Source organism: Streptomyces flavusporus (assembly GCF_046267975.1).
GTDB classification, from domain to species: Bacteria; Actinomycetota; Actinomycetes; order Streptomycetales; family Streptomycetaceae; genus Streptomyces; species Streptomyces flavusporus.
The window spans coordinates 9,479,940-9,501,316 of sequence record NZ_CP176503.1; the positions used below are offsets into that span (position 1 = coordinate 9,479,940).

The 21,377-nt window shown below is 73.2% G+C and carries 18 protein-coding genes; 5 read left to right on the forward strand and 13 right to left on the reverse strand.

Annotated features, from left to right (window positions below; all coding sequences use genetic code 11):
- The first annotated feature begins 201 nt into the window (after nucleotides 1–201).
- Nucleotides 202–1,737 (forward strand): helix-turn-helix domain-containing protein, encoded by a 1,536-nt coding sequence (locus ACKTSN_RS44710; protein WP_409474289.1) that lies wholly within the window; start codon nucleotides 202–204, stop codon nucleotides 1,735–1,737.
- Nucleotides 1,738–1,873: 136 nt separating this feature from the next.
- Here ACKTSN_RS44710 and ACKTSN_RS44715 read toward each other — a convergent pair whose 3' ends face one another.
- The 7 genes from ACKTSN_RS44715 to ACKTSN_RS44745 form a co-directional block, all read right to left on the reverse strand.
- Complete coding sequence (locus ACKTSN_RS44715; RefSeq protein ID WP_409474290.1) at nucleotides 1,874–3,106, reverse strand: cytochrome P450 family protein; 1,233 nt, start codon at nucleotides 3,104–3,106, stop codon at nucleotides 1,874–1,876.
- Nucleotides 3,103–4,341, reverse strand: coding sequence for a cytochrome P450 (locus ACKTSN_RS44720; protein ID WP_409474291.1), 1,239 nt, complete (start codon nucleotides 4,339–4,341; stop codon nucleotides 3,103–3,105). The genes ACKTSN_RS44715 and ACKTSN_RS44720 overlap by 4 nt, the downstream gene beginning before the upstream one ends.
- Nucleotides 4,338–4,946, reverse strand: coding sequence for a GTP-binding protein (locus ACKTSN_RS44725; RefSeq protein WP_409474292.1), 609 nt, complete (start codon nucleotides 4,944–4,946; stop codon nucleotides 4,338–4,340). Before ACKTSN_RS44725 ends, ACKTSN_RS44720 begins: the two co-directional genes overlap by 4 nt.
- Nucleotides 4,918–5,280 (reverse strand): DUF742 domain-containing protein, encoded by a 363-nt coding sequence (locus tag ACKTSN_RS44730; RefSeq protein WP_409474293.1) that lies wholly within the window; start codon nucleotides 5,278–5,280, stop codon nucleotides 4,918–4,920. The genes ACKTSN_RS44725 and ACKTSN_RS44730 overlap by 29 nt, the downstream gene beginning before the upstream one ends.
- Nucleotides 5,277–5,699, reverse strand: a complete 423-nt coding sequence (locus ACKTSN_RS44735) for a roadblock/LC7 domain-containing protein (protein ID WP_129797836.1) — start codon at nucleotides 5,697–5,699, stop codon at nucleotides 5,277–5,279. Before ACKTSN_RS44735 ends, ACKTSN_RS44730 begins: the two co-directional genes overlap by 4 nt.
- A 25-nt stretch (nucleotides 5,700–5,724) precedes the next feature.
- Complete coding sequence (locus ACKTSN_RS44740; protein ID WP_409474294.1) at nucleotides 5,725–7,137, reverse strand: ATP-binding protein; 1,413 nt, start codon at nucleotides 7,135–7,137, stop codon at nucleotides 5,725–5,727.
- 550 nt (nucleotides 7,138–7,687) lie between these two features.
- Entirely contained in the window at nucleotides 7,688–8,155 is a 468-nt protein-coding gene (locus tag ACKTSN_RS44745; RefSeq protein ID WP_409474295.1) for a hypothetical protein, read from the reverse strand.
- Nucleotides 8,156–8,392: 237 nt separating this feature from the next.
- Between ACKTSN_RS44745 and ACKTSN_RS44750 the strand changes: the two genes are divergently transcribed.
- Nucleotides 8,393–8,629 carry a hypothetical protein gene (locus tag ACKTSN_RS44750; RefSeq protein WP_409474296.1) on the forward strand — a complete coding sequence of 79 codons (237 nt, stop codon included), beginning with the start codon at nucleotides 8,393–8,395 and terminating at the stop codon, nucleotides 8,627–8,629.
- An 84-nt stretch (nucleotides 8,630–8,713) separates the two neighbouring features.
- Here ACKTSN_RS44750 and ACKTSN_RS44755 read toward each other — a convergent pair whose 3' ends face one another.
- Nucleotides 8,714–11,533, reverse strand: a complete 2,820-nt coding sequence (locus ACKTSN_RS44755; protein WP_409474297.1) for a SpoIIE family protein phosphatase — start codon at nucleotides 11,531–11,533, stop codon at nucleotides 8,714–8,716.
- A gap of 81 nt (nucleotides 11,534–11,614) precedes the next feature.
- A complete protein-coding gene (locus ACKTSN_RS44760; protein ID WP_409474298.1) occupies nucleotides 11,615–14,140 on the reverse strand; it encodes a SpoIIE family protein phosphatase in 2,526 nt (841 codons plus the stop codon).
- Nucleotides 14,141–14,418: 278 nt separating this feature from the next.
- On the opposite strand from ACKTSN_RS44760, the gene ACKTSN_RS44765 reads away from it, so the two are divergent.
- On the forward strand, nucleotides 14,419–15,402 hold the full coding sequence (locus tag ACKTSN_RS44765) for an alpha/beta fold hydrolase (RefSeq protein ID WP_409474299.1): 984 nt from the start codon (nucleotides 14,419–14,421) through the stop codon (nucleotides 15,400–15,402).
- 16 nt (nucleotides 15,403–15,418) lie between these two features.
- On the opposite strand, the gene ACKTSN_RS44770 is transcribed toward ACKTSN_RS44765, so the two are convergent.
- Nucleotides 15,419–16,081: a lipoprotein gene (locus ACKTSN_RS44770; protein ID WP_409474300.1), complete on the reverse strand. Its 663-nt coding sequence runs from the start codon at nucleotides 16,079–16,081 to the stop codon at nucleotides 15,419–15,421.
- 44 nt (nucleotides 16,082–16,125) lie between these two features.
- Nucleotides 16,126–16,983 carry a fructosamine kinase family protein gene (locus tag ACKTSN_RS44775; RefSeq protein WP_409474301.1) on the reverse strand — a complete coding sequence of 286 codons (858 nt, stop codon included), beginning with the start codon at nucleotides 16,981–16,983 and terminating at the stop codon, nucleotides 16,126–16,128.
- 160 nt (nucleotides 16,984–17,143) lie between these two features.
- Between ACKTSN_RS44775 and ACKTSN_RS44780 the strand changes: the two genes are divergently transcribed.
- Nucleotides 17,144–17,779, forward strand: coding sequence for a class I SAM-dependent methyltransferase (locus ACKTSN_RS44780; protein ID WP_409474302.1), 636 nt, complete (start codon nucleotides 17,144–17,146; stop codon nucleotides 17,777–17,779).
- Between the two features lie 66 nt (nucleotides 17,780–17,845).
- Here ACKTSN_RS44780 and ACKTSN_RS44785 read toward each other — a convergent pair whose 3' ends face one another.
- Together ACKTSN_RS44785 and ACKTSN_RS44790 are read right to left on the reverse strand one after the other, a co-directional pair.
- Nucleotides 17,846–18,841, reverse strand: a complete 996-nt coding sequence (locus tag ACKTSN_RS44785) for an aldo/keto reductase (protein ID WP_409474303.1) — start codon at nucleotides 18,839–18,841, stop codon at nucleotides 17,846–17,848.
- Between the two features lie 6 nt (nucleotides 18,842–18,847).
- Nucleotides 18,848–19,687 (reverse strand): alpha/beta fold hydrolase, encoded by an 840-nt coding sequence (locus tag ACKTSN_RS44790; protein ID WP_409474304.1) that lies wholly within the window; start codon nucleotides 19,685–19,687, stop codon nucleotides 18,848–18,850.
- Between the two features lie 110 nt (nucleotides 19,688–19,797).
- Here ACKTSN_RS44790 and ACKTSN_RS44795 point away from each other — a divergent pair, with 110 nt between their 5' ends.
- The gene (locus ACKTSN_RS44795) at nucleotides 19,798–21,327 is read left to right on the forward strand and encodes an FAD-dependent oxidoreductase (RefSeq protein WP_409475082.1); all 1,530 of its coding nucleotides are present in this window, start codon (nucleotides 19,798–19,800) and stop codon (nucleotides 21,325–21,327) included.
- The last annotated feature ends 50 nt before the right edge of the window (nucleotides 21,328–21,377 follow it).

Consider the following 21,377-nt stretch of genomic DNA (forward strand, 5'->3'; position numbering starts at 1 on the left):
CGACGAACGGGCAGACTGGCCCGTGCCCGCACGGGAGTCGCGTCGAGGGCCGCGGCCGGGCCTTGGTCGGGCCCGTTTCCTGCCGCCGTATGCCGTCCGGCCCGTGAAAGCCACAGGGACGCTCGACCACGCTTGAGGTAACGTCCCCGACCGGTGACCCCGACGTGGGGTACGGAACGAGCAGAAGGAGGCAGGGCCGACGTGGCTGGCCGAGATGACGAGGGCCGTCGCGTGGACGTGGCGGACGGCACGGATCCGACGTGGGCACAGCAGTTACTCGACCATCTCAGACCGTCCGCGCGGGACGTCCGCAGGGTCGTCGCCTGGCTCGCGGACGCCGCGGACGCGGACGTGTCACTGCAGGACAACGCCGGTACCCTCCTCGCCGGAACGCGGACACCGCTCGACGAGGACCTGGTCGCGGACATCGCCGTCGGCCGGATCGCCTCCGCCGCGCTGCAGGACGGCGGACACCACCAGCGGCTGGTCAGGGTCGAGCTGCCGCGGCCCGCGTCGGCCGGCGTGCTGGCGGTGACCCGCCCGGCCCCCTTCGACCGGCGCACCTCCGACATCGTCACCCACACCGCTGGAGTGCTCGAACTCCTGCTGCGGGCGCGGGAGAGCGCCGCGGCCGGACACCGTCTGCGCAGGGCCGCCTCCGACCTGCGCCTGGCGATCCTGCAACTGCTCATGGTCGAGGACACCGTCTCCGCCCGCCGGGTCGCCGCCGGCCTCTGGCCCGGCCTCCTGGACACGGACACCGCCTGCGTCTACGTGGCCGAGAGCCGCCCCGACGACCGCGACCGGCTCGCCGAGGAATGCCTGAACGCGACCTCGGAACAGGCCCTCGTGGTGCGCTGCCCGGCCGTGGACTCGCATGTGATCGTCCTGACCCCCGGCGAGGCCGCGGCCGCGGAGCTGCGCTCGCTGGTCGACGGCCGCCCGGACACCTTCCTCGGCGGCAGCGCCCGGCAGAGCCTCGCCCAGACCGCCACCGCGTACGGCCAGGCCGTCAGCGCCCTCGCCGTGGCGCACTTCCGCCCGGACAAGGCGGCCGTGTACGCCGAGCGCACCCACCCCGAGCGCCTGATGGACCCGACCGCGCTGCGCGACTGGACGGTCGGTCTGCTGCGGCCCCTGGACACCGTGCCGCACCACACCCGCGCCGAACTCCTCGCCACCACCCGACTCGGCCTGGAGTTCACCGCCGTCAACACGGCCAGGGTCCTCGGTGTCAGCCGCAACACCGTCCGTGCCCGCATGGAACGCGTCGAGGGCCTGCTGCGCACGGACCTGTCGGACCTCACCGTCCGGGCAGCCGTCCATCTGGCGCTGAACACACAGGCCGGCCTCGTGGAGGTCCCCGGCGACGTCGGCGATCTCGGCGATGCGGTCTGCACCGGGTTCGACGAGCTGCTGGCCGGGCCCGCCGTGCGTACCTGGGCCCGCGACCTGCTGGGACGCCTCGACACCGACGCCAGGGACCTGCGCCGTACCCTGCGCACCTGGATCGCGGCCGGCGGTAACGCCGAACGGGCCGCGCAGCTGCTGGGCGTCCACGCGCAGACCGTACGGGAGCATGTGCGCAGCGCCGAGCCCGTCCTCGAACGGCAGCTGCTCTCCGGCGGCAGCGACCTCTACGAAGTGGTTCTGGCGCACCTCGCGCTGGGCGACCTCGACCAGCCCGGCCTGCAGGGGGCGAATCCGGGCCATCCGGACTCACCTGTGCACGGTTGAGTCCTCCGGCCCGCGAAGCGGGCATCGACGCGGTTCACAATCCATCCGCCCTGCACGTAGGTTCAACGAGCCGCAGGGGCACGACCGGAACGGGGGACCGGTCGCGTCCCTGCCACACCGAGTCCGGAGCCGGGCCTCACACGTCCAGCCGCACCGGCACCTCCTGCCACCCGAACGCGATGAACGACGGCACCTGCCGCAACTCGCCCTCACCGACGGCCAGCCGCAGCTCGGGGAAACGCTCGAACAGGGCGGGCAGCGCGGTCAGCGCCTCCATGCGGGCCAGCGGCGCGCCGATGCACCGGTGCACACCGATCCCGAACGCCAGATGGTCGTCGGCGCCCCGCGAGGCGTCGAAGACATCCGCGTCCGGCCCGTAGTGCGCCGGATCCAGACCGGCGGCGGCGTACGTCGTGATGATGGCGTCCCCGGCCGGAATGGTGACATCCCCGACCTCGAGGTCCGTGACGGCGAATCGCAGCGGCAGCGCGGCGATGGACGGATGCACCCGCAGAGTCTCGTCGACGACCGCATCCCAGGTGATCTCCCCGGCCCGCACTGCCGCCAGCTGCTCCGGCCGGCGCAGCAGGGCGACGACCGCGTTGCCGATGAGGTTGACGGTGGTCTCGAAACCGGCCCCGATCACCAGCAGCAGCGTGTACAGCAGCTCCTCGTCGCTGAGCCGGTCGCCGTCCTCGTCGCGCACCCGGATCAGCTCGGTGGTCAGGTCGTCGCCGGGGTGTTCGCTGCGGTGGGCGATGAGGGCGGGCAGTACCGTGCCGATCTGCTGCTGCACGAGCGCGGCGTGCTCCGGACTGGGATCCGTGGTGTCCATGATCGCCGCGATGAGCCGCGCGGTGTCCTCGCGCAGCTCGTCCGGCACACCGAACAGGTCGGAGATGATGCGCATGGGCAGCGGCTGGGCGAAGCCCGCTTTCACGTCCACCACGCCACCGTCGGCCCTGGCCGACTCCAGTGCGTCGAGCAGCTCGGCCGTGACCGCCTCGACGCGCGGACGCATCGCCTCGGTGCGCCGGTGCGTGAAGCTGGGCGAGACCAGCTTGCGCAGCCGCGTGTGGTCGGCGCCGTACGAGGAGAGCATGTTGACCACGCCGACCCAGCCCAGGATCCAGCCCCAGGACGGGTGGTCCCCGATCTGCGGCCACAGTTTCCAGTGCTGCCGCGGGTCCTTGCTGACCTGCGGGTCGAGGATCAGCTGCTTGAGCACGTCGTAGCCGGTCGGAGCCCAGGCGGGGATGCCGCCGGGCAGCTCCACGGGCACGACGGGACCGAGGGCGCGCAGCCGGGCGCTCTCGCCGGGAATGTCGGCGCCGAACGGGTCGAGGGCGATGCGGTCGGTCACGGTCACGGGCGGTCTCCTGGCTGGTCGGGGGAGCGAGGGGTGAAACGCACGGGCAGCGCGGTGAGCGACCGGTGGAAGGGACCCGGCCGCCAGGTCAGACGCTCACGGGGCAGGACGGGCTCCAGATCCGGCAGCCACTGGGTGAGCCGCTCGATCGCCTCGGTGGCGATGAGCAGCGTGTGCTGCTTGACCGGACAGGTGTGCGGGCCGGCCGACCACGACAGGTGCGAGGCGTCGCCCGGGTGCCGGTCGGCCCCGTGCTCCTGCTCGGCGAAGTACGCCAGCGCCCCGTAGGAGATGACCACCGGCACCGCGGCCCGGATCCACACGTCGTGGAAGGACAGCGGCCTGCGGGCGAAGTGGATGCCGTAGTTGGCCAGGGGCGTCTCGTGGTGCAGCACCTCCACGACCGCGTCCGTCACGGGACGGGCGCCGCTCGTCAGGGTGGAGTAGTAGTCCGGGTTGCCGAGGATCCGCGACAGCGCGTTCGACACCAGGTTCGCGGTCGGTTCGTGCCCGGCGCCGAGGGTGAGGAACACCTGCCAGGTGACCTCCTCCGGGGTGAGCCCGGTCGGATGGTCCAGCAGCCGGCTCGGCAGGTCGTCGCCGCGCTCCTCGGCCTTGGCCGCGATCAGCTCCAGGACGTATCCGCCGAACTCCGCCTCGCCCTCGGCCGCCTGTGCGCCGCCCTCCATCATCTTGCCCAGGGCGGCGTTGAGCCGGTCGCTCTGGCTGTCCGGCAGCCCGAACAGGCTGTTGAACACCAGGGCCATCAGCGGCCGGGCGAAGTCACCCACCAGGTCGGCTTCGCCCCGCGGCCCGAACCGGCTCACCAGCACATGCACCGCCCGGTGCACCCGCGCCCGCAGATCGTGCGGCTCGACCAGGTCGAAGGTGTCGATCAGCGAGGTGCGGTAGCGACGGTGCGCGGCACCGTCGGCGAACAGGGTGTTGGGACGCCAGCGCATCATCCCCAGGACCGGCGAGTCGTCGGCGACGGTGGCCTCCCACGGCCGGGGGTCGTGCGAGAACGTCTCGGTGTCGTGCAGCAGGTCCAGCGCGGCCCGCCGGTCCGTGACGACGTACGCCGGCACACCCGGCGCGAGTTCCGCCCAGCCGATCGGGCCCTGGGCGCGCAGGTCGGCGTAGTAGCGGTACGGATCCAGCGCGAAGCCGTCCTCCCACAGCCGCACGGGCACCGAACGGGAGAAGGTCTGCTGGGCAGGGGGATGGGTGGTCACCGGCGCTCCGGAGGGTGGCGGTCGATCAGATGCTGGACCAGGGCGAGCAGCGCGTCGATGGAGGAGTCCTTCTCCCGGGCGTCGCACGTCACCATCGGCGTGTCCGCCTCCAGGTCCAGGGCGGCGCGCAGCTGCTCCTCGGTGTGGTGGCGGGGCGCGTCGGGGAAGGCGTTGAAGGCGACCGCGTACGGCAGGCCGCTCTCCTCCACCAGACCGAGCACGTCGAACGAGGCGTCGACACGGCGGCTGTCCACCAGAACGAGCGCGCCGAGCGCCCCGTAGGCGATGTCGTCCCACAGCGACCGGAACCGCTCCTGCCCGGGCGTGCCGAACAGATACAGCACGATCCCGCCGGGCAGGCTGATCCGGCCGAAGTCGATGGCGACCGTGGTCGTCGACTTCTCCCGCACCCCGGCGAGATCGTCCACCTGCGCGGACGCCTCGGTGAGCTGCTCCTCGGTGTGCAGCGGGCGGATCTCGGAGACGGAGTCGATGAGGGTCGTCTTGCCCACCCCGAACGGCCCCGCGGCCAGGATCTTCACCAGGTCACGGGCGCTGTGGGGCAGGTGGATGCCGCTAGTTGTGCTTGAGGGCGCGGAGGCCATCGGCCACTCTCTTCAGCAGGTCGGGGTCGAACCGTTCGGCGGGTGGGATCGGCGCGCGGGCGAGCACCAGGTTCCGGTCGACGAGGCCGGCGGCCAGCACCCGCACCGCGGAGACCGGCAGCCGGAGCAGCGCCGCGGCCTCCACCACCGTCAGCGATCCGTCGTCCAGCTCCTCCAGCAGGGCCAGTTGGGCGGCCGGCAGATCGCCGGGCGCCGGCTCGCCGGTGCCGGTGAGCACCGACAGCCGCTCCAGCTGCGGACGGCTCGGCCGCGCCACGCCGCCGGTCGACAGATACGCGGGAACCAGGGGGCGGCCGCCGGGGCGGCCGGTCATGCCGACGCGCCGCCGTCGGCTCCCCGGGGCGCGGCGGCCATCGCCTTCTCGCCGAGCCGCGCCACCTGCGAGTGCACCCGGTGCGCCAGCAGGTCCAGACGCACCTCGGCGTCCCCGTACGCGGCGACGACCGTGCCGTGGTCCGTCGGCACGATCAGCACATAGCCGTGGTCGGACTCGATGACCACCTGGCGCACCTCGGCCCGCTCCCGGTCGGCGAACGCCGCCGCGGCCGTCCGGCAGGCGCCCTGTACGGTGCTGGTGATGGCCGCCACCCGCTCGGCCGACGGCCGGGTCAGCGCGTCGGTGTACCCGGTGACGAGCCCGTCCCGGGTGAGCAGAACGGCGGCCACGACATGCGGTACCTGCAGGATCGGTTCGAGCACCCATGCCGTGTCGCCCGCATCGCGGCTGGTCATCGAGCCGCTCCCCCTTCGTAGTCGGTCATTGGTCGGTCATCTCCGTGTCGTCGGCGGTTGCCTCGGCCCACCCCCGTGGCCGGGTCTCCCCACCGGTGGTCCCGGTCCCGGAGCGGGCCGCCGCGGTACCGGACTGCAGGGCGCCGAGGGCGGCCGCGGCCTCCTCGGGCCGGCGCGCCGGTCTCCGGGGCGCGGGCGTGTCGGGGGCAGTGGCACGGCTGCGGCGACGCCGCTGCGGGAGCCCCCCTGCGTCCCGTGGACCGTCGTGCTCGGACACGACACCGTCGGCGTCGTCGTCCTGCTCGATGCCGTACGCGTGGGCCGGGGCGGACGTGACGGCCTCGTCGGTCCCGGCATCCGGCTCCCGGCGGGTCGACCGCGGGGCGCTGGCCGCCGGCGGACGCTCCTCGGGGTCGATACGGCTGAGCAGATGGCTGTCGACCAGCAGCACCGCGCGCACGCCCCCGTACGGGGAGGGCGAGGAGAGGTCCACGCTCAGGTCGAACTGCCGGGTGAGCTGGCCGATCGCGGCCAGACCCATCCGGGGCGGATCACCGAGGTCGGTCAGCAGGATCGGCTCGGAACCGGCCACCAGCCGCTGGGCGCGGGCCCGTTCGTCCTGGGTCATGCCGAGGCCGGCATCGTCGATCGTGACGCAGACGCCGTGGTGGACGTGCTCCAGGTTGACCGTCACGTCGGTGTCCGGCGCGGAGTGCCGCAGCGCGTTGTCGAGGAGCTCCGCGACGATGATCGCGACCGGCTCGACGGCGTGCGACACCAGGGCCGTGCCCGCCGCGAGATGGTTGTGCACCCGCACCCGGTGATAGCCCGCGAGCCGGGCCTGACCGCCGGTCACCGCGTCGACCAGGTGGGACTCCTCACGGGCGAGCCCCACCCAGGCCCCGCACACCACCGCGGCGATCTGCGCCCGACGCAGCGACTGTTCGTTCTCGTGGTCCAGTTCGAACAGGGTCTGGGCCAACTCGGGGTCGTCGTACTGCTGTTGCAGTCCCCGTAGGGCGTCCTGCAGCCGGTACAGGGCCGCTTGGATCTCCCGGGTCGCACCGCGCATCCCGGCCTGGGCCGCCGCGTCGATCCGGGTGCGCTGGCCGGTCAACTCGAGGCGCAGGGCGGTGAGTACGTCGTCCAGGGCGCCGCCGAGTGGTGTGTCGGCGAAATGCGGATGCCGCGGGCCCGGCATCGCGACATGCGGATGGGCCAGCTGCCGCGCGGCCGCGGGAACGCGCTGCGCCGCGAGGTACCCGACTTCCGCGATGAACGCCTGGAGGGTGCCGTCGAGTTGGCGGCGCAGCGCGGCGATCTCGGCCTGCTGCAGGGCCTGTTGCCGGCGGGACCGGAGCAGCCCGCCGCCGAGGGCCAGCGCGGACAGTGTGCCGACGGCCAGACCGCCGACGACCAGGTCCGGTAATTCGATCATCGAATGGGTTCCAGGAGGGAGGTCGGGCAGGACAGGCTCGAAAAGTCTCTGTCCTGGGGGCACTTACAGCACACTACAACCGGCAGCGACCGTTCTTGCATGAGGTGATGAGGCTTGGGGTCGAAACTGCCTGTTCGCTGTTCACTTCGGTGGCAATCTGTCGGAATTGCCGTACTCAGCGGGCGAGTTGAGAGTGACGAACCCGGTCGGCCGGGTACAGGTAGGCCGGCGTTACTCCAATCGGGGGGTGCGCTCACCCGGTCCGGTGAGTGCCCGGCGTGTTCGCGTACCACCGGTACGGCCTCGGGCGTTGCCCTCGGCATGGACCGACCTTCCCGGGCGCCGCGGCGCCGGCCGGCAAGCGATCCCGTACCCGGCCCCTATGCTCAACTGACCGGCGGGGGCTGGTGCCGCTCGCTGATCTACGCCCAACTCGTCGCTCAGTGGCGGGCCGAGGGGCGGTGTGTGCCCGCCCATCCGGAAGTCCAGTGGGTCTCCTTCGCCGCCCTGCCGGCGAGGACCTGCAGAGCGGAGCGGAGCTTCTGACGCGCTACTGGCCGCACAGGGGCTCCAGCACGGAGAGAGTGCCGTTCGCCTGACGCAGGGCGAGCTCCAGGGTGGCGGGCGCGTGCAGCGCCCCGGTCCCGTCGGGCGGGATCAGCCACTCCAGGAACCGGGCCGACCGGTACGGCGGAGGAACCGCCACCCAGGAGCCCTTGCCCGCGTGCCGCAGACCGGCGCCGATCCACCGGCTGTCCGGGTCCGGCGGGAGGAAGAACCCCACCCGGTGTGCGGCGGTGTCCATCAGTGTCGGACCCGGAACCGGCAGCGAGGGCCGCCACAGCAGATCCAGGGTGAACAGGCCCAGCTGATCGGGGACGGTCAGTACGTCCCAGAAACGCCCGGCCGCCAAGAGGGCGACACCGTCGCCGCGGTCCCACTCCCGCTTGCACTCCTTGGGGTCCGGCGCGGCGGCGGCCAGCCACTCCACTCCGCGCGTCCAGATCAGATCGCTCATGTTCCGCTCCGGAGGATCTCCGTCGGCCGCATGCCGACCAGGCATATGCATGCTTGTAGATATTTCTATCCGGCGGAAGGGGTGGCGCGGCTGGCGTTTGGGGCGGTTCCGTTCGACGGTCGGGCATGTGCTCGACACGCCCCGGGTCGATCCGCTCCGACCGTGTGTACGGCGGACAGCGGGGTACCCGTGCCGCGCTGACGTACTCGCCTCGGCAGAGCTAAGGAGGAGGCCCGCATGACCAGCGGCACGGAGACCGGCGGCGTGACCGGCACGCCGGACAAGGACTACAACCTGATCTGGTACGTGGAGGCATGCCTGAGCAACGCGCTGCGCCTGGAGACCTACATCCAGGACGCCGAACGCGACAAGGACACCGAGGTCGTGGACCTGTTCCGCAAGGCCCAGGCGGACAGCCGCAAGGGCGCCGAACTGGGCAAGACACTCCTGCGCAGCAGGCTCGACGGCGGCTGACACCGGTCCGCCGCAAGACCGGGCCCGGACGCCGGCACGCCGGTGTCCGGGCCCGGTGCCGCGTACGGCCGTCAGCCGGTCACCTCACAGCAGCGGCTGTTCGGCCCAGATGACCTTGCCGCCGGGCAGGTAGCGCGTGCCCCAGCGCTCGGCGAGCTGCGCGACGAGGAACAGACCCCGCCCGCCCTCGTCGGTCATCGCCGCGTATCGCAGATGGGGTGCGGTGCTGCTGCTGTCGAACACCTCGCAGATCAGGCTCCGGTCGCGCAGCACCCGTACGCGGATGGGTGACCCGCCGTACCGGATCGCGTTGGTGACCAGCTCGCTCAGGATCAGCTCCGTGGTGAACGTCAGGTCCTCGAGCCCCCACTCCGTCAGCCGCCGGATGACGGAGGCGCGCACCTCCGCGACGGCCGCCGGATCGGACGGCACGTCCCAGGCGGCGACCCGGTCGGGCCCGAGCGCCCGCGTGCGCGCGACGATCAGGGCGACGTCGTCGCTCGGCCGGGCCGGCAGCCGGGAGTCCAGCACAGCCCGGCAGGTGTCCTCGGGCGATGTGCCCGCCTGCTCCAGGGCGGTGCGCAGCAGATCCAGGCCGGTGTCGATGTCCCACTCCCGGTCCTCGACCAGCCCGTCGGTGTAGAGGACCAGCCGGCTGTCCTCGGCCACCTCCACGTCGACCGTCTCGAACGGCAGACCGCCGAGCCCGAGCGGGGGACCGGCGGGCACGTCGAGGAACTCCACACTGCCGTCCGGCCGGACCAGCGCCGGCGGCGGATGACCGGCGCGGGCGATCGAACAGCGCTGCACGACCGGATCGTAGATCGCGTACAGACAGGTCGCGCCCGTGACCGGAGCGTTGCCGCCCTCCGCCGCATCGCTCTCGTCGACCTCGTCCAGGTCGATCCGGGCGACCAGTTCGTCGAGCAGGCCGAGCAGTTCGTCGGGCGCGAGGTCGAGGGCGGAGAAGTTGTGCACCGCCGTGCGCAGGCGCCCCATGGTGGCGGCGGCGTGCAGCCCGTGGCCCACCACGTCGCCCACGACGAGGGCGACCCGGGCGCCGGACAGGGGCAGTACGTCGAACCAGTCGCCGCCGACGCCCGACTGCGCGGGCCGATACCGGTAGGCGATGTCCAGGGCGCTCTGCTCGGGCAGGCTGCGCGGCAGCAGGCTGCGCTGAAGTGTCACCGCCATGCTGTGCTCGCGCGTGTAGCGGCGGGCGTTGTCGATGGAGACCGCGGCGCGGGCGACGAGTTCCTCCGCGAGGGCCCGGTCCTCCGCGTCGAACGGCTCCGGATTCTCCATGCGCCAGAACGTGACCACGCCCAGGATCAGGGAGCCCGCCCGCAGCGGTGCCGTGATCAGCGAGTGGATGCCGTACTGAAGGGTCTGCGCGGTGCGCTCGAGGTCCTGCGCCTGCCAGCCCTGTGCCTCCCGCAGTCGCGGCTCGATGATCGCTCGGCCGGCGAGCACACTGCGGGCCTGCGGCGAGGACGGGACGAACCGGATCCGCCGGCCCACCGGATACAGCGGCGGGTCCGTCCGTATGCCGGCGAAGGCAGTGCGGCGCAGCTCCGTCCCGGGCTCGGGCTGCTCACCGCCCAGCACGGCGTCGAACAGATCGACAGTGGCGAAGTCCGCGAACCGGGGCACCGCCAGCTCCGCCAGTTCCTCGGTGGTACGGGTGACATCCAGGCTCGTCCCGATGCCCGCACCGGCGGCGTACAGCATGTCGAGGCGTTCCCGCGCCACCTCCGCCCGGCCGGACAGGGCCCGCAGCTCCGTCGAGTCACGCAGGGTCGCGACGCTGCCGGGCGGGCCGCCCCGCAGATCGGTGGGCCGCTGGTTGACCGCCAGCAGTCGGTCCTTGACCAGGTGGACCTCGTCCGTGGCGACCCGTCCCGACGCCAGCAGTTCGGCGGTCCCCGGTTCCAGGCCGAGGTCGCGGACATGGTGGCCCTCGGCGTCGTCGGGCAGGCCGAGCAGCCGGCGCGCCTCGTCGTTGGCGAGCAGCAGCCCGCCGTCGCCGCCGACGATGAGCACACCCTCCCGCACCGCGTGCAGCACCGCGTCGTGGTGCTCGTACATGCGGGTCATCTCGCGCGGTCCCAGCCCGCGGGTCTGCCGCAGCAGCCGTCGGCTCACCAGTGCCGTGCCCGCGGTGGCGACGACCAGCGCCCCGGCCGCCGAGAACAGCACCATCGGCAGCTGCCGGTTGGCCGCACCTCCCACGTGCTCGGTGGTGATGCCGGACGACACCAGGCCCACCACCCTCCCGTCGCCGTCCTTGACGGGCACCACGGCCTGCACCAGCCGGCCGATGGTGCCGTCGATCTCCTCCGTCACATTGCGCCCGGCCAGCGCCGGTGCGATGTTCCCGACGAAGCGCTTGCCGATGCGGTCCGGCAGCGGATGGGTGTAGCGGATCCCGTCGGTGTTCATGACAACGATGAAGTCGACGTGCGTCGCCTCGCGGGCCGCCTCCGCCCGCGGCTGCAGGACGGCTGTCGGGTCCGAGCTCCTCAGCGCCTCCAAAGTCCCCGGGGCGTTGGCGAACGTCTCGGCGACGGCGAGCGACCGGTTGCGGGCCTCCTGGGTGCTGTCGTAGCGGCCCTGCAGTACCAGCGCCACCACCGCCACGACCACCAGCAGCAGCACGATGACGACCTGGAGGACGAAGACCTGCCCGGCGACACTGAGCCCGGTCAGCACCGACCGCACCCCCGCCGCCGGGCCCCGTCCCGGCCGTCCGTTCCCCCGCTGCTTCCGGTCCGGTGAGCCGTCCGGCGCCGACCGCGCCCGCCACTCGCGCACGAACAGCTTCCGCGCAGGCGCGCACTGGTCGCGCACTGCTCGGAGAGCACTGGTGGACTGAGCCCGGGATGGACCCAATTGTCGGACCATGTGCCCTGTCTACACTGCCGAGCCCCCGGGAGGCGAGAGACGTCACGCACTGTGGCGGAGCGTACGCATGTCGGCCGGACATCAGTGTGAGGGCCCGGTGCGGCGGGCCGCCAGCAGCAGCGCGATGTCGTCGTGCCGGTCGACGGCATGCCGGGCCGTGACGGTGAGCCGCTCCACGACGGCCGCCAGCGAGCGGCCGCCCGGCCGCCCGGCCGTGGCGCCCGCCTTGGCCAAGGCCACTCGCAGCGCGGTGATCCCCTCGTCGATGTCGCCGCCGGGCCGCTCGACGAGACCGTCCGTGTACAGCGCCAGCACGGCGCCGGGATCCATCGGCAGCTCCGTCACCGGATACTGGGCGAGCGGGTCCACGCCGAGCACGATCCCGCCGGGGAGGTCCAGGACGTGCGTGCGGCCGTCCGGGTGCCGCAGCAGGGGCGGCGGATGACCGGCGCGGGCGACCCGGGCCAGGCCGGTGACGGGGTCGAGGCGCACGTAGCAGCAGGTCGCGAACTGGCTGGGCTCGAGGTCGATGAGCAGGTGATTGGTGCTGCTCATGACCTCGTCGGGAGGCCGGTCGTCGAGCGCGAACGCCCGCACCGCGCTGCGCAGCTGGCCCATGGTGGCGGCCGCCTGCACACCGTGTCCCTGGACGTCGCCGATCACCAGGGCGATGCCGTCTCCGGCCTCGACGACGTCGTACCAGTCCCCGCCCACGTCCATGCCCTGGGTGCCGGGCAGATAGCGGCCCGCGGTCTCCACCCGGGGGTGGTCGGGCAGCCGCCGGGGCAGCAGGGCCCGCTGGAGTCCGCGGGCCAGCGCGGCCTCCGTCTCGTAGCGCTGCGCCTTCTCCATGGCGTGCGCGATCAGCCCGGCGAGCGCGGTCAGGACGGTGCGCTCCTTGGTGCTGAAGCTGCGGGGCCGGTCGAAGCCGAGGATGCAGGAGCCGACCGGCCGCCCGGAGGCGATCAGCGGGAGGAAGGCGCGGGCTCCCTCGGTCGCGTCGAGGGGGATGCCGGGGTAGGCGGCCGACAGCGCCTGCATCGAGTCGAAGAAGAGCGGCTGGCCGGTGGTCAGCGTCTCGACGCCGGGCAGCCGGGCGCTGAGGCTCACGCCCTCGAACGGCGCGAGGAATCCCGGCGGGAACCCGGTCTCCCAGGCCAGGTAGAGGTGCCGTTCCTGCAGCAGGTAGATGGCGAGCCGACGGCCGCCGAACGCGGGCAGCAGCTCCTGCGTGACCACCGCGGAGACCTGCCGGGCGGTGGCCGCCTCCGTCAGTGCGATGGCGAGGACGATCGGCTGGTGGACCGGTGAGCTCGCGGCCACCTCGGCATCGGAGGCGTCGGCGGACGCCGGCGCGGGCGTGGGCGCCGGCGCTGCGGGAGCCTCCGTCCCCCGGTTCGCCGGGGCGACGGTGCAGGTCAGGATGTCCGGGCCCGGATGGACGGACACGGCCAGCCAGTCACCGTCGTTTCGATCGTGCGGCTCTCCCGCACGGCCGGACCGCCGGACGTGGAAGTGCACCGGGTCGGGAGAGAGCAGGGCCGCGCGCAGATGGTCCTCGCAGGCCGCCTCGCCGAGCCACGGCACACCCTCCCACAGGGGCCGGCCGAGGAACCGCGCCCGCGGCTCGCCGAGGAGTTCGGCGGCACGCGGATTGGCGTAGCCGATCAGTCCCAGCCGGTCCAGGCAGAAAACGCCCTGAGGGAGCTGGTCGGCGGCCGCGTCGGCCATCGAGGCCGTATCGAGCACGATCCCGCCGACGGGGTACGGAGCACCGGCGGCGGGCCTGCGGTCGGTGACGTCCGGGTTCCACAGTTCCACCAGCCGCGGCGCGCCGTCGGGGGTGTGCAGGTGCACAGGTGCGGGCGGCGGCCCACCACGGGACGCCTGGCACAGCAGCTCCAGGAAGCGATCCGCCTCGCCCGGGGCCACGGCCCCGGTCAGGGTCTCGGCGGGGCCGGGCAGGGCCTCGGCCGGCAGCCGCAGCAGGGCCCGCGCGGCATCGTCCGCGGTGACGACGTCGGTTGCCGGGTCCCAGGTGAAACGCCCGATCCGGACCGGCGTCAGCCGTGTGCCGGGCGGCCGTACGCACAGCGGCTCGTCGTCCCACACGAGCGGCTCCCCGTCCTCCTCCAGGCGCCGCACGGCCACCCCCAGATCCTCGGCCAGCTCCGCCAGACGGTCCCGTTCGGCCAGCACCTCGGTGGCGTCCGAGGCGGCCGGCCGCAGCACGGTCAGCACGCCGTAGGGTCCCTCCTTCCCCGGGACGGGTACACAGATCGTCCCCACGGGGAACGGCAGAGCGGCCGCGAACTGGGGGTAGCGGCGCATGGCCTCCGTGACATTCGGCAGCACCACCTGCACGCCCAGCCGATAGGCGTCGGCGACCGGGAACCGGCGGTGCGCGTGCAGCCGCCACCACGGCCGGTACAGGCGCCCGGGCAGCCCCATCAGCACGGCCAGCCGCAGAACGCCGGGAGCGCCGGAGGCCAGGTAGATTCCCGCGGCGCGCCCGTCGGTGGCGCGGATCGCCTCGGCCGCGACGTCGGCCAGCAGCGTGGCCAGCCGTCCGGGCTCTGCGTTCCGGCCCTCGACGCTCCCAGTCATCGGCCCTACCTCGTCCGTGCGCGCCGTCGCGCAGGCGACACAGCAAGAATGCGCCACGACGACCCCTGCCCGCACCCGGGCGGGCGCGAACGCGGGAGCGTACGGAATGCGATGCCACAGCGACCCCGTCCCGTCAGGGCGTTTTGCCGGAACGGCAACGGGCCTCGCCCCTGTGCCGCCGACGGCCGGATGATCGAGGAACACCGGCGGACGGCACGGGGCCGCGTCCCCCCTCTCCGGCGACGCCGGACGACCCGCTCACCGCTTCGGGAGGAACCATGCCGCACCCGTCCGCCGACGACCTCACCCACCGTCTGGTGCCCTCACCCGCCGGCCGGATCCACCTGGTGGAACAGGGCAGCGGACCGCTGGTGCTGCTCGTGCACGGGTTCCCCGAGGGCTGGTACTCCTGGCGTCACCAGCTGCCCGCCCTGGCGGCGGCCGGCCACCGAGCGGTGGCGATCGACGTCCGCGGCTACGGCCGCTCCTCCCGGCCGGACCCCGTGGACGCCTACCGGATGCTGGAGCTGGTGGCGGACAACGTGGCCGTGCTGGAGGCCCTGGGCGAGCGGTCCGCCGTGATCGTCGGGCACGACTGGGGCGCGACCGTCGCCGCCACCTCCGCGCTGCTCAGGCCCGATGTGTTCCGCGCCGCCGGACTGCTCGGTGTGCCCTACAGCCCGCCCGGCGGGCCGAAGCCGAGCGACGTCTTCGCCGCCATGGGCGGGACGGAGGAGTTCTACGTCTCCTACTTCCAGCAGCCCGGCCGTGCCGAGGCGGAGATCGAGCCCGACGTACGCGGCTGGCTGGCCGGCTTCTACGCCGCCCTGTCCGCCGACACCATGCCGGATCCCGGCGCTCCCGACCCGCACTTCGTCGGACCCGGCGGCCGACTGCGCGACCGGCTCCCGGCCGAGCGGCTTCCCCACTGGCTCGGAGAGCACGAACTCGACGTCTTCGCCGGAGAGTTCGAGCGCACCGGCCTGAGCGGTGCGCTCAACCGCTACCGGAACATGGACCGGGACTGGGCGGACCTCGCCGGCCATCACGGCGCGCCCCTCACCCAGCCCTCCCTGTTCGTCGGCGGGGCCAGGGACGCCTCCGTCACCTGGCTCGCCGACGCGATCGAGGCGTTCCCCGACACACTGCCCGGCCTGGTCGCCTCGCATCTCCTCGACGACTGCGGCCACTGGGTCCAGCAGGAACGCCCCGAGCAGGTCAACCGGATCCTCACGGACTGGCTCGCCGGGCTCGCCGGCTGACACCTCGGGGCGCCCCTCAGGAACCGTGCAGGGTGCGCTTGGCGAGTTCGTACGCCGGGAGCATCGCCTCGTGTTCCTCGGTGTCCATCCCGCCGAGGTGCAGGACGACCGGGCCGTCCGGGGTGGTGACGGCGAGCGCGCGCTCCTTCTTGGTCTCCTCCAGCAGTTCGCTGGTGTAGAGGTACTCCACTTCGGCGCCGGTGAGACCGCCCGCCTCGAAGGAGCTGTACTTCTCCTTGCTCACCCCGTCCTCGGCTGCGACGAAGGCTTCAAGGACGGTGCGCGCGTCGTCGTCGCCCGGCTCGCCGGTCCAGACACGGAGGAAGCCGATGTTCCCGGCGGGCTTGGCGTCCACCTCGCAGGCGGCGGTGACCGGGCCCTGCTGGAGGAGGGCGTCGGCCAGTTCCTCCGCTGCCCCGCCGGCAGCGGCGTCGACGGACTCCGCCGCCCAGTTCTCGGCGATGTCGAACGTCACCGGCAGCTCGCAGGCCGATCCCTCGGCGCCGATGGTGCCGCCGCTCCTGGCGACATCGCCGCTGCCGTTGCCGCCGGCCGCGTCCGCCGACGCCGACGTGCTCGCGGGGGCCTCGTCCTCCCCGTCCGCGCAGCCCGCCAACAGCCCTGCCACCAACGCCACGTGGACCAGCCCCCGCCACGCGTTCCCCGCCCCGACCTGCACCGCACCGTCTCCTCTCGGTTGAGGCGGATCACTGTATCCCCCCGTCACCGTGCCAGTGCCGCCCGCGCTGTCTCCACCGCCTGCACGGCGTAGGTCCGGCCGAACAGGACGGTGTGGACGAGGAGGGGGAAGAGCTGGTGGAGGCCGATGCGGTCCCGCCAACCCTCCGCGAGCGGGGCCGTTTCCTGGTAGCCGTCGAGCACCTGGTCCAGGTGGGGGCAGCCGAAGAGGTGGAGCATGGCCAGGTCGGTCTCCCGGTGGCCGCCGTGCGCGGCAGGGTCGATGAGCCAGGCCTGTCGGTCCGCGCCCCACAGCACGTTGCCGTTCCACAGGTCGCCGTGCAGCCGGGCGGGCGGCTCGGCCGGGCCTGCGAGCCCGGGGAGCCGCTCGCAGGCCTGGTCGACGACGGACGCCTCGGCGGGCCGCAGCGTCCCGTCGTCCACGGCGCGGCGGAGATAGGGGAGGACCCGGTGCTCGGCGTACCAGGTCGGCCAGTCGTCACCGGGGACGTTGCGCATGGGGGCGAGTCCGATGGACGCGTCCCTGGGTCCGCCGGGGGGCGGAACCCCGAACGCTGCCGCACCACGGGCGTGCAGGGCGGCCAGGTCCCGGCCGAACCGGACCGCCGCCTGCCTACTGGGCCGGCCGGTCGGGACGCGTTCGGTCACCAGCCACTCCCCGTCATGACCATGCACGGCCGGTACGCGGACCGTGCCCGCCTCGCCCAGCCAGCGCAGCCCGGCGGCCTCGGTCCCCACGCCGCCCGGCGCGTCCTGGCGTTTCGCGATCACCACCTGCCCGCCGTCGAGGGAGACCTCGGCGAGCGCGCCGGACAGCGCACGGACTCCGGTCACTTCCCGCCCGGTGATCCTCGCCGCTGCCGTGTCGGGTCCTTCGCGCACGGCGACCACGGTACGACAGCCTGCGGCCGGTCCGGAGAGAACCGCACTTTGCCGTATCGGCAAAGCCGGTTGTCGCCGGAGCGGCGGCGATCCAGGCTCGGTCACGAGGGCGCCAAACGGCATACGGCGACCCTGACCGAGCAGACGACCAGGAGGCACCATGCCCGAACTCCCCGCGCCCACCCAGCCCGCAGAGTTCTGGGAGACCCGCTACCGCGACACCGACCGTGTCTGGAGTGGCCGCCCGAACCAGCTGCTCGTGCGAGAGGTCGCCGACCTGGAGCCGGGCCGCGCCCTCGACCTCGGATGCGGCGAGGGCGGGGACGCCATCTGGCTGGCGTCCCGCGGCTGGCACGTCACCGGCGTCGACATCTCGGTCACCGCCCTCGAACGCGCGGCCCTGCACGCCGTCGACGCAGGAGTCGGCGACCGCACCGGTTGGGAACGCCACGAGCTCGGCGAGTCCTTCCCCGAGGGCTCCTTCGACCTCGTGAACGCCCAGTACCTGCAGTCCCCGGTGGGGCTGGACCAGGAGTGGATCCTGCGGCGCGCCGCCGACGCGGTCGCGGACAAAGGCACGCTGCTGATCGTGATGCACGGCGGCTGGCCGTCCTGGCAGACCGAGCCGCCCTTCGACGCCGTCTTTCCCACGCTCGACGGGGTGCCGGCCGAACTGGCGCTGCCCGACGGGGAGTGGATCGTCGAGACGGCGGAGACGGTACGACGTACGAACGTCTCCCCGGACGGCCGGGAAGGCTTCCGGGACGACCACGTGTGGCGGTTCCGGCGACTCTAGGGCCTGTCCGGCGGATCATGCCGCAGACGCCGCCAATTTCCTGCGACCTGATCCGCCGGACAGGCCCTAGCCGCCGGGCGTGGGCGCGTGCTCGGGAAGGAGGCCGGCGGCCTTGACGGCCCGCCAGAAACCTGGCGGCACCGGGTGGTTGAAGGAGTCCACGCTGCCGGTCACCTCGTCGGGCGAGCGTGCACCGACCACCACACTAGTGACGGCGGGATGCCCGAGTGGGAACTGCACCGCGGCCGCCAGCAGCGGCACGTCGAACGCCCGGCACACCGCCGCCCAGGCCCGTACCCGCCACAGGAGCCGCCGCGGAACGGCCCCGTACCCGTGCAGCGCCCCAGGACGGGGGTCGGCGAGCAGTCCGCCCTGGTACACGCCCGCCGCCATGACCGCGACGCCCCGCTCGGCGCACAACGGCAGCAACTCGTCCAGGCCGGACTGATCGAGCAGGGTGTAGCGGCCGGCCAGCAGGACGCAGTCGGGCCCGGGCGGGGCGGCCTCGCGCAGGAAACGCACGGCCACGGGCGCATGGTTGACGCCGATCGACACCGCCCTGACGGTGCCTGCGTCCCGCAGGTCGGCCAGCGCACGATAGGCCTCGCGCACGGCGGTGGGGAAGTCCTCGTCGGGATCATGGACGTGCACCACGTCGATCCGGTCGAGCCGCAGCCGCGCCAGGCTCTCCTGGATGCAGCGCAGTACCCCGGCGTACGAGTAGTCCAGCCGGGGCCCCAGGCCGGGCGGAGGGTCCGCCCAGATCGGCTGGGTGTCGGGCCCTCCCGGCTCGATGATGCGCCCCACCTTCGTGCACAGGACGTACGCCTCGCGAGGCCGGCTTGCCAGCGCCGCGCCGGTGCGGGACTCCGAGCGCCCGTACCCGTACACGGGCGCCGTGTCGTACAGCCGTATCCCGGCCTCCCAGGCCGTGTCGATCACCGCGGCCGCCGTGTCCTGCGCGACCGGGGCGAAGAGCCCGCCCACCGATGCCAGCCCCAGCCCCAGCCGGCTGACCCGCAGGCCGGTGCGGCCCAGTGGCACCAGGTCATCCGCCCGCACGGCAGCTCACCTCAGAAACTCCGTGACGATTCCCACGAACCGCCTTCCGTCGTCGAGCCACGGAAAGTGTCCGGCACCGGACTGGACGACCAGCTCGGCACCCGGAAACAACCCCTGGAACTCGGCCATGGCCCGCCGCGGGGCCGCCAGATCGACCTCCCCGGCGAGCAGCAGCACCGGCGACCCGAACCGTGCGAGTGCCGCACGCGTGGCTGCCGGATCGAAGGCGCCTTCCCCAGCGTAGGCCGCCGCGGCCTCAGCGTTGCGCTGCTCGTCCTCGGCGGCCCGATGCGCCTGGGCCGCTTCGTCCCAGCGGCCGTAGTAGAACGGTGCGATGGCCTGCCACGAGGCGGGGGTCGCCTGTCCGGCGACGATCGTTTCCAGCGCCGCGAACGCCTCCGGAAACCACGGCTCCGCCCGGCGCAGCTCCGCCGCAGCCCGCCGGTCGTCGCCGGTGACCGGGACCCCGACGGCGATGACGCTCGGCGTGACCAGCACGAGCCGGCCGACGCGCTCCGGGTGGCGGGCCATGTAGAGCGCCGCCAGATTGGCGCCGGCCGAATGCGCCAGCAGATCCATCCGCTCCAGGCCGAGGTGCTCGCGCAGCGCCTCCACGTCGTCGACCTGCCGGTCGCAGCGGTAGGAGCCGGGATCCCTGGGCTCCGCCGAGCCGCCGGTGCCCCGGAGATCCAGCATGATCAGCCGGCGGTGCGCCGCCAGCCCGCCCAGGTCCCCGAGGTATGCGGAGGCCTGCATGGGGCCGCCGGGCAGACACACCAGGGGAGGGCCGTCCCCGAGGACGTGGTGGGCGAGCTCGGTTCCGTCGTACGCGGAGAAGGTGGGCATGGCCGCGACCCTGTCACCGGCGTCCGGCCGCGGCAACTCGCTTTTCCCGGGCGTACCCCGCGGTGGTACGCCACCGTGTGACCGGCACCGGCCACGGGAACTCGGCCGCCATGAACGCGCAGGCGGCAACCGGCCGGTCGTACTGGCTCGACACCCTGCCCCCGGGCGACCCGGCTCCGGCACCGGCCGGCGACTTCGAGGTCGACGTCGCCGTCGTGGGCGCCGGCATGGCCGGCCTGAGCACCGCCTGGGAGCTGACCCGGCGTGGGTACGGCGTCGCGGTGCTGGAGGCCGACCGGATCGCGGCCGGCGTCACCGGTCACACCACCGCCAAACTCAGCGCCCAGCACACCCTGATCTACGACCGGCTCCGCCGCACCCGCGGCACGGACGGGGCACGGTTGTACGCGCGCTCGCAGACGGAGGCGATCCACCGCGCCGCCGAGATCGTCGGCGACCTGGGCATCGACTGCGACTGGGAGGACACGGCCGCGTACACCTACGCGCAGGACCGGCGCCGGATACCCGATCTGAGGGCCGAGGCCGAGGCGGCCCGGGAGGCGGGTCTGCCCGCCGAGTACGTGACGGAGACAGAGCTGCCGTTCCCCGTCGCGGGCGCGGTCCGGGTCGCGGATCAGGCCCAGTTCCATCCGCGGAAGTACCTCATGGCGGTGGCCGACGCCGTCCGGCGCGGCGGCGGACAACTGTACGAAGGCACCCGCGTCCTCGGGCTGACCGAGGGGGAGCCGTGTGTGCTGACCACCGAAGAGGGGATCGCGGTGACCGCCCGGGACGTCGTGGTGGCCACCCACTACCCGGTCTTCGACCGGGCCCTGCTCTTCACCCGCCTCGCGCCGCGCCGGGAGGTGGTGGTCGCCGCCCCCGTCGATGCGTCCAAGGCCCCCGGCGGCATGTACATCACGCCCGAGCACCGCACCCGCTCGGTGCGGACGGCACCGTACGCGGACGGTAAGCGGCTCCTCATCGTGACCGGGGAACGCTTCAACCTCGGCGTCGGCCAGGACGTGGAGGAGCGGTTCGCGACGCTCACGGGGTGGGGCCAACGCACCTTCGGCGAGCTGAGCATCAGCCACCGCTGGGCCACCCAGGACAACGACTCCACCGACTCCGTACCGCTCGTCGGCCTGCTGCATCCCGCCAGCCGCCACGTCTACGTCGCCACCGGCTTCGGCGGCTGGGGACTCACCGGCGGGATCATGGCGGGGCGCCTGCTCTGCGACGAGATCACCGGACAGGAGTCGCCGTGGAGCGAGCTGTACGATCCGCGCCGCATCACCCCAGTCCTGCGCGAGGGAGCGCGGTTCCTGCGTCACCAGATCCATGTCGCCCGGCATTTCGTCGGCGACCGGTTGCCGGCCCTGACTCGGCCGTCGCTCGACGAGCTCGCCCCCGGCGACGGTGCCGTCGTCCGCATAGCCGGCCGGGGTTGCGCGGTGCACCGGGACGAGGACGGGCGGCTGCACGCGGTGTCCGCGCGCTGTACACACCTCGGCTGCCTGGTGGCGTTCAACCGGGCCGAACAGGCCTGGGAGTGCCCGTGCCACGGCTCGCGCTTCGCCCCCGACGGGCAGGTCCTTCACGGCCCGGCCGTGCGGCCCCTGGAGCCCCGGGACATCTGACGGCCCACCGACGGGCCGGCACGTTTGGGTGTCGCGTTCCGGGCCACACG

Bases quoted from the DNA above. Each gene is read 5' to 3' on its own strand.
- ACKTSN_RS44725 (WP_409474292.1), bottom strand. From the start codon at position 4,946: ATGGCCTCCGCGCCCTCAAGCACAACTAGCGGCATCCACCTGCCCCAC.
- ACKTSN_RS44730 (WP_409474293.1), bottom strand. From the start codon at position 5,280: ATGACCGGCCGCCCCGGCGGCCGCCCCCTGGTTCCCGCGTATCTGTCG.
- ACKTSN_RS44735 (WP_129797836.1), bottom strand. From the start codon at position 5,699: ATGACCAGCCGCGATGCGGGCGACACGGCATGGGTGCTCGAACCGATC.
- ACKTSN_RS44740 (WP_409474294.1), bottom strand. From the start codon at position 7,137: ATGATCGAATTACCGGACCTGGTCGTCGGCGGTCTGGCCGTCGGCACA.
- ACKTSN_RS44745 (WP_409474295.1), bottom strand. From the start codon at position 8,155: ATGAGCGATCTGATCTGGACGCGCGGAGTGGAGTGGCTGGCCGCCGCC.
- ACKTSN_RS44750 (WP_409474296.1), top strand. From the start codon at position 8,393: ATGACCAGCGGCACGGAGACCGGCGGCGTGACCGGCACGCCGGACAAG.
- ACKTSN_RS44755 (WP_409474297.1), bottom strand. From the start codon at position 11,533: ATGGTCCGACAATTGGGTCCATCCCGGGCTCAGTCCACCAGTGCTCTC.
- ACKTSN_RS44760 (WP_409474298.1), bottom strand. From the start codon at position 14,140: ATGACTGGGAGCGTCGAGGGCCGGAACGCAGAGCCCGGACGGCTGGCC.
- ACKTSN_RS44765 (WP_409474299.1), top strand. From the start codon at position 14,419: ATGCCGCACCCGTCCGCCGACGACCTCACCCACCGTCTGGTGCCCTCA.
- ACKTSN_RS44780 (WP_409474302.1), top strand. From the start codon at position 17,144: ATGCCCGAACTCCCCGCGCCCACCCAGCCCGCAGAGTTCTGGGAGACC.
- ACKTSN_RS44790 (WP_409474304.1), bottom strand. From the start codon at position 19,687: ATGCCCACCTTCTCCGCGTACGACGGAACCGAGCTCGCCCACCACGTC.
- ACKTSN_RS44795 (WP_409475082.1), top strand. From the start codon at position 19,798: ATGAACGCGCAGGCGGCAACCGGCCGGTCGTACTGGCTCGACACCCTG.